We start from the raw sequence: 6,055 nt of genomic DNA on the forward strand, positions 1-6,055 counted from the left end.
ATTACTCCCTAATTGCTAGAGGATAATGCTGCACTCCAAATTATAATTACATTTTCAGGTCTACGGTCTTTTTAATAGACTCGCTCAGGGAAGTAATGGAATTGATTAAAGTCCCCAGCCTTTGTTTGAGAGCTTGGCTAAAATTCAGGTAATTCAAAGGTGCATTCTGCTTGAAGTATTGCAGTTCACTTTGAATCAACTTAGCTAGTTTGACAGTTTCCCCCTCAAGAAGATTGACTTCTTTCTTGGTTATGTTGACTTTAGCTGTGTCACCTTCAATTTCAAGAGCGCGGTTGTTGGCTTCGTCACCAATTTTTTCATTCTCGTTACTTGCCCAAAAAGCACTACCAGCCAAAGCTACACCACCAATCCCCCAGCCAATCGGCCCTGCTAGTGCCAGCAGTGCATTTCCAGCCACCATACCGCCACCACCCACAGTAAGAGCGCCACCTCCTAACCAGGCTAAAGCAGCATTAACGGCGGCTGCACCGGAAAGAGAAGCAATCGCAGTACCTGTTGAGGCTGTTCCAAAAGTTGTAGCAATTGCCATTGCTGCTGCTGGCCCAAAACAGGCAACTCCTGCTCCAGCCATGACTCCTGCACCACCTGCTGCTGCTACATTGCTGTTATGAGCCGCATAAATTAGATCCCAATCTTTGCCAGTAATTTCCTTGAGCTGAAACTTCAGTTTTGTAACGACTTTGCTAAACTCTTTTGGCGAATTGGCCAACGTGTTAATGTAATTTTCGCATAGTTGGATAATCTCAACCCCACGATTGACTCGCGTTTGATAAAGACTTCCAGCGGCATTTTGTAAATACTCACAATCTCTTTGGTACTTTTCTACTGCACGGCGCAGTCTATCTTGTGCCTCTTTTTTGTATTCGTGGTTAAACATTTACGGGTAAATACCTAATTATGAGGAGTTTGTGTTGATAACTCTGTCGAGCAGAAAACGGTACCTCGCAAGAAGTGAGCCTTGCCCGGATTCCAGGTGTAAAATTAATCACGATCCTGCTTTCCCTGATCCTAATCTAACTACCTTTAACAAAGAAACTAATCAGCATTAGGAATTGTGCTAGACTTTGATTATAAAAAATCCAGAAACCTATCCCCTGCAATGGCATCCTCTAACGATCGCTTCCCCGAAGCTGCCCGCGACTGGGACTTAGAAACTCTTTACACAGACCTAGCATCCGCCAAGGGAAAGCGGCTCACGCCCACAGAGAAACAACATCTACGGGGTCTACTCTGTGGCTACAGTCCCGCCGAAATTGCCGAAAGACTCAGTAAAAACCCCAAGGGAATTGCCGTAGATTTCTGTAATACTTTATACCAATACGTAAAAAATCTTGTAGGTAAAGCTGATGAAAAAGTAGAAAACTGGAGGAAGATTTGTGAATGGCTGGAGGACGCAGGATATAAAACTCAGCCATCTGCCGAACCTGAATCAGGTGATTGTTTACCAATAAAATTCTTAATAAAAAAAGCAAATGTAGTTGTTGATAAAAATCAAATCATAGTTGATATAAACCTGCGAATAGTCGCCTCCTCACCTTCAGAAATTCCCATTATAGAAAACTTCGATATCAATGGCAATGGTGCAAACTAACGAAAGTGCGATCGAACTGAGATGTTGCACCATTCTCAATTACTTGTTTATGAACAGGCTTTTCGGCTTGTTCCACAAGAAAATTCACTCTTTGTGGAACAGGCCGAAAAGCCTGTTAAGCGAGAATGGTGCAAGATGTGCGATCGAACGCATCAGCTTAATGTTAGACCGAATAGCAATAAGGGCGGGCAAAATGCCCACCCCACATACTAGATATCGCTTTGATATCAGACTTAAATTTTTAATACCCCCAGGGGAATTCGAATCCCCGTCGCATCCGTGAAAGGGATGTGTCCTAGGCCTCTAGACGATGGGGGCGCGTCGTTGCGTTTGCTTGTGTTCCGCACCTTTATTACCTTAACTAATCTTTCCCAATCTGTCAACTACTTTGCGAAACTTTTTTTTCTACTCGTCCCAAAGCACGTCACAGTAGGCTTTGAGGATGGCGGCGCAATTGCCGATCGCCCCGAGATGAGCAATTTCAAAGCCGTGGGTGTTCTGGGTGGGGAAAGCCAAACAAGCGGCGCGGGCTACGTGGCCAAACTTCATCGCGATCGAAGCATCGCTCCCAAAACCGCTAATTACCGCCAACTGCACCTCTACATCGGCTGCTGCGGCGGCTGCGCGCAATTGGGCGTTTAATCCTTCATCGTAGACTCCATAGCCGTCCTGAACCAGCAAAACCGGGTTTTCGCTGTCACGAATCGGGTATTCCGGCGCCAGAGGGCAAATTTCCAAAGCGATCAGCGCGTCCAACGGCTGGCGCTGGGTGAAATACAAAGCTCCAATCGCCCCAACCTCCTCCTTCGCCGACGCTACCAAATAAACATTCACCGCAGGCTCTTTCAAACATTCCGCCAGAGCCAGCAAAATCGCCACTGAAGCCTTGTTGTCCAGAGTGTAGCTCGCGATCCAGTCCTTCAACCGCAGCGGGCGCTTGCGGTGCTTTCCCACCACCATCCGCGTGCCCGGTCGAATTCCGGCCTCGGCTAATTCCTCGGCGGTACACTTAGTTTCGATCCAGGCATTTTCCCACTTTAAAGAAACATCTTCCTGCTGAGCTTTCTGAGGAGATTCGTGAGAAACATGGCGGGAACCGAAGCTGAGAATGCCGCTAATTGTTTGCTTGTCTCCGAGCAAATCCACCACGCCTTCGCCGTAAACCCAAGGAAACGAGCCGCCCAATCTGCGGACTTCCACGCGGCCACTCTCGCCTATTGTTTTAACTAGGGCGCCAATTTCGTCTTTGTGGGCGGTAATGGCGATCGACTTTTCGGGATTGCGACCCTTAATTAGGGCGATCGCATTGTCCGCGCGATCGACCCAAGCATTCACTCCCAGGGCGGCGAATTTTTCCATCAACCGCTGGTTAATTTCCGATTCCGCACCGCTGGGTGAGTGCAGCATTACTAATTCTTCGATTGTTTGGAACAGGCGATCGAACTCTAACATTTTTTATTTTCGTTTTTAGGAGCGAATTTTGACATATATTAAAGCACATTTACTCACTCTTTCCCGGCGGTACACTTAGTTTCAATTCAGGCATTTTCCCACTTGAAAAAACATCTTCCTGCTGAGCTTTTTGAGGAGCTTAGGAATGAAGCAATTGGAGGCAGTAAAGGGCCATTGAGTAACAAGATTCATGCGATCGCGTGGATGCGTTGGGCAATCCGTTGGAGTTTCACCTCACCCCCCGACAAACTGGTGACGCGAGCAGGAGGCGACCAACTGCAGCCATTACTGGTGGCGGATACACTGCTGGCTAACAAGGGCTATGATCCAGATCAGCGCGTGATTGACCGCCTCAATGCCGAGGGGAAGACCACCGTCATTTCACCTCGCCGCAATTGCAAGACCCTGGAAACTTACGATGCTCAATTGTACAAAGCCCGTCATTTGATTAAGAACTTTTTTCCCAAGCTGAAGCAGTATCAGGGAATCGCGACGCGCTATCACCCTAGGCGGTGAACTTTCCGGCGTGCGATTCTTCTGGTTGCTGCCGTCATCGGGTTGAATTGATGACACCCCCTAAATTAACTTGACAGTGCCGTAAACTAATATGCCTAACCTCTTGAGCACCTTCTTTTCTAGTAATTTCATTCCTCACGGGCATTGTTACCTCTGGAAACCGGGGTTAGTCTGGCTGCACTTAACGTCCGATGCCTTGACTACCCTCGCTTATTACTCGGTGGCGTTTGCCATTGTTTACTTTACGAATGAGCGTAAGGATCTGCCTGCTCACACCGTGATGCTGCTGGTGGGTTTCTTTTTTATTTTTGCCTTATGTGGCACGACGCACCTAATGGGAATAGTGACACTTTGGCACCCCATTTATTGGGTTTCAGGACTGATCAAAGCTGTCACTGGTGTTTGGTCTTTCTATACGTTCACTTTTTTACTGATTCCCTTAATTCCAGTGGCACTCGATACGCCCAGTCCAGCTCAACTTGCCCTTACAAACCAGGAACTAGAAAATAGTCGCCGCCGTATCCAGGCGATTAATGTGGAGCTAGAGCAACGGGTGCAGGAACGCACTGCCCAACTGGAAGCGTCTAATCGCACCAAAGACGAATTATTGAAGCGTGAACAAGTAATTCGGGCAGAGGCAGAGGCCGCCAACCGTGCCAAGGATGAGTTTCTCTCGATTCTTTCTCATGAACTCAGAACTCCTCTCAACGCGATCTTAGGATGGTCAACGATGTTACGGCAAAAAAACCTGAGTGAGGATAAGGTGGCGCGGGCTTTGGAGACGATCGAGCGAAACGCGAAGTCTCAAGCCCAGCTCATCGAAGACATCCTCGATGTTTCTCGCATCATCACAGGTAAACTGCGCCTCCGAGTCCGTCCTGTCAACCTCGTGCCGGTGATTGAATCGGCGATTGAGTCTGTACAATTGGCTGCTGAGGCAAAGTCTATTCGCCTGCAAAGCGTGCTCGATTCTGAAGCTGGCCCGCTCTTGGGTGATGCCGATAGGTTGCAGCAAGTTGTGTGGAATCTACTTTCTAATGCCCTCAAATTTACCCCTAAAGACGGGCGAGTCCAGATTCGTTTGCAGCGGGTTAATTCCCATGTTGAAATTACTGTCAGCGACACTGGAGCAGGCATCAGCTCGGACTTTCTACCGTTTGTCTTCGATCGCTTCAGCCAGCACGACAGCACGACTACTCGCAGTTATGGGGGGTTGGGTTTAGGGTTAGCCATTGTGCGTCAATTAGTTGAATTACATGGCGGGACTGTAACGGTAGTGAGTCCAGGGATAGGACAGGGGACGACTTTTACAGTCAAACTGCCGGTGATGATTATCCATCTACCACCGAGCGATCCAGAGCCATTAAACTCGATCGTCGAGGCGAATGGGAGGTTTCAGGCCTCGCCCACCCTTGAAGGCTTACAAATCTTAGTGGTAGAGGACGAGGCTGACGCCCTAGAGTTGCTGAGCACAATTCTGGAAAAGTATGGTGCTCATGTCATGGCTGTGGCTTCGGTAAAGGAGGCTTTGAGCATTATCGAAACCGCAACGGATCGCAGCCCCGATGTTTTAGTGAGCGATATTGGGATGCCGGATGAGGATGGCTACTCCCTGATCCGCAAGCTGCGTCAACTTGAAGCGCTGCGGGGCGGTAGGCTACCCGCGATCGCGCTGACGGCTTATGCCCGGAATGACGATCGTCAGCAGGCACTATTAGCAGGTTTTCAGATGCATTTGACCAAACCCGTAGATGCTGCCGAGTTAGTGGCGGTGGTGGCCAGCCTCACCGGACGTACAAGCAGGTGCTAAAACCCAGGTGTTCAAGAACAAATGTTGCGTTTGAGAATAATGGGCTTTTTGTCAGCAGCACAAACCTCTGTTAACTTGATTCAGGCAACAAGTCTACTGTATCCAGGATAGGAAGCACTCTGAGTGGTTATCGAGTAGAGCCTGCATGAGTGCTAGATTCTCTAGGGTGCGAATTTCATCTTTGCCAGCGGTAAGGGCGATCGACTTTTGGGGATTGCGGTCGGGAATTAGGGCGATCGCATTGTTTGCACGATCGAGCCAAGCATTCACTCGCGGGCTGGCGAATTTTTCCCTCAACCGCTAGTTAATTTCCGACTCCGCAGCCCTGGCGAAGTGGAGCCTTACTAACTGTTCAATTGTTGGGAGCAGTCGATCGCACTCTAACATTTTTCAATTCCGTGTTTTGCAGCGCCTTTTGACATATATTAAAGCATATTTACTCTTGTGAACAAAAAAATAACTCTCTGTCATGATATCTAGCGCCTTCTCAACAAACTCCGAATCAGCCGGATTGGTTGACTAAAACTATCGCCTTCAGGTTGAATTTGCATAGTTCAACTAGATTTACAAGCGGTGCAAAATGTGAATTAAGCTGTGGAGCATTTAAACCAGTAACGAGGCTAGTAGGGTGCGTCAGGAGTGAACCCTTACGCTGAAACGGAAAA

General features: G+C 48.3%; 6 protein-coding genes and 1 tRNA gene. 4 read left to right on the forward strand and 3 right to left on the reverse strand.

What is annotated here, in order from left to right; genetic code table 11:
- Positions 1-46: 46 nt before the first annotated feature.
- Positions 47-898, reverse strand: coding sequence for a hypothetical protein (locus tag QUB39_RS24770; RefSeq protein ID WP_333211209.1), 852 nt, complete (start codon positions 896-898; stop codon positions 47-49).
- Positions 899-1,120: 222 nt separating this feature from the next.
- Here QUB39_RS24770 and QUB39_RS24775 point away from each other — a divergent pair, with 222 nt between their 5' ends.
- A complete protein-coding gene (locus QUB39_RS24775) occupies positions 1,121-1,612 on the forward strand; it encodes a helix-turn-helix domain-containing protein (protein ID WP_333211210.1) in 492 nt (163 codons plus the stop codon).
- Between the two features lie 245 nt (positions 1,613-1,857).
- Here the strand turns inward: QUB39_RS24775 and QUB39_RS24780 are convergent.
- Positions 1,858-1,930: transfer RNA gene (locus QUB39_RS24780), tRNA-Glu, on the reverse strand.
- 87 nt (positions 1,931-2,017) lie between these two features.
- Positions 2,018-3,064, reverse strand: coding sequence for a M42 family peptidase (locus tag QUB39_RS24785; protein WP_333248116.1), 1,047 nt, complete (start codon positions 3,062-3,064; stop codon positions 2,018-2,020).
- Positions 3,065-3,166: 102 nt separating this feature from the next.
- Here QUB39_RS24785 and QUB39_RS24790 point away from each other — a divergent pair, with 102 nt between their 5' ends.
- The 3 genes from QUB39_RS24790 to QUB39_RS24800 all read left to right on the forward strand — a co-directional run bounded on the left by QUB39_RS24790 (position 3,167) and on the right by QUB39_RS24800 (position 5,694).
- Positions 3,167-3,580, forward strand: coding sequence for a hypothetical protein (locus QUB39_RS24790; protein ID WP_333053721.1), 414 nt, complete (start codon positions 3,167-3,169; stop codon positions 3,578-3,580).
- 91 nt (positions 3,581-3,671) lie between these two features.
- On the forward strand, positions 3,672-5,390 hold the full coding sequence (locus QUB39_RS24795) for an ATP-binding protein (protein ID WP_333053720.1): 1,719 nt from the start codon (positions 3,672-3,674) through the stop codon (positions 5,388-5,390).
- A 145-nt stretch (positions 5,391-5,535) separates the two neighbouring features.
- Positions 5,536-5,694, forward strand: coding sequence for a hypothetical protein (locus QUB39_RS24800; RefSeq protein WP_333211215.1), 159 nt, complete (start codon positions 5,536-5,538; stop codon positions 5,692-5,694).
- Positions 5,695-6,055 lie beyond the last annotated feature (361 nt).

Origin of the sequence: Microcoleus sp. AT8-B5, from assembly GCF_036705565.1 — a bacterium.
Taxonomy (GTDB): Bacteria; Cyanobacteriota; Cyanobacteriia; order Cyanobacteriales; family Microcoleaceae; genus Microcoleus.

What these genes read in the sequence shown, in the direction of transcription:
- QUB39_RS24770 (WP_333211209.1), bottom strand. Translation starts at nt 898, where the DNA reads ATGTTTAACCACGAATACAAAAAAGAGGCACAAGATAGACTGCGCCGT.
- QUB39_RS24775 (WP_333211210.1), top strand. Translation starts at nt 1,121, where the DNA reads ATGGCATCCTCTAACGATCGCTTCCCCGAAGCTGCCCGCGACTGGGAC.
- QUB39_RS24785 (WP_333248116.1), bottom strand. Translation starts at nt 3,064, where the DNA reads ATGTTAGAGTTCGATCGCCTGTTCCAAACAATCGAAGAATTAGTAATG.
- QUB39_RS24795 (WP_333053720.1), top strand. Translation starts at nt 3,672, where the DNA reads ATGCCTAACCTCTTGAGCACCTTCTTTTCTAGTAATTTCATTCCTCAC.
- QUB39_RS24800 (WP_333211215.1), top strand. Translation starts at nt 5,536, where the DNA reads ATGAGTGCTAGATTCTCTAGGGTGCGAATTTCATCTTTGCCAGCGGTA.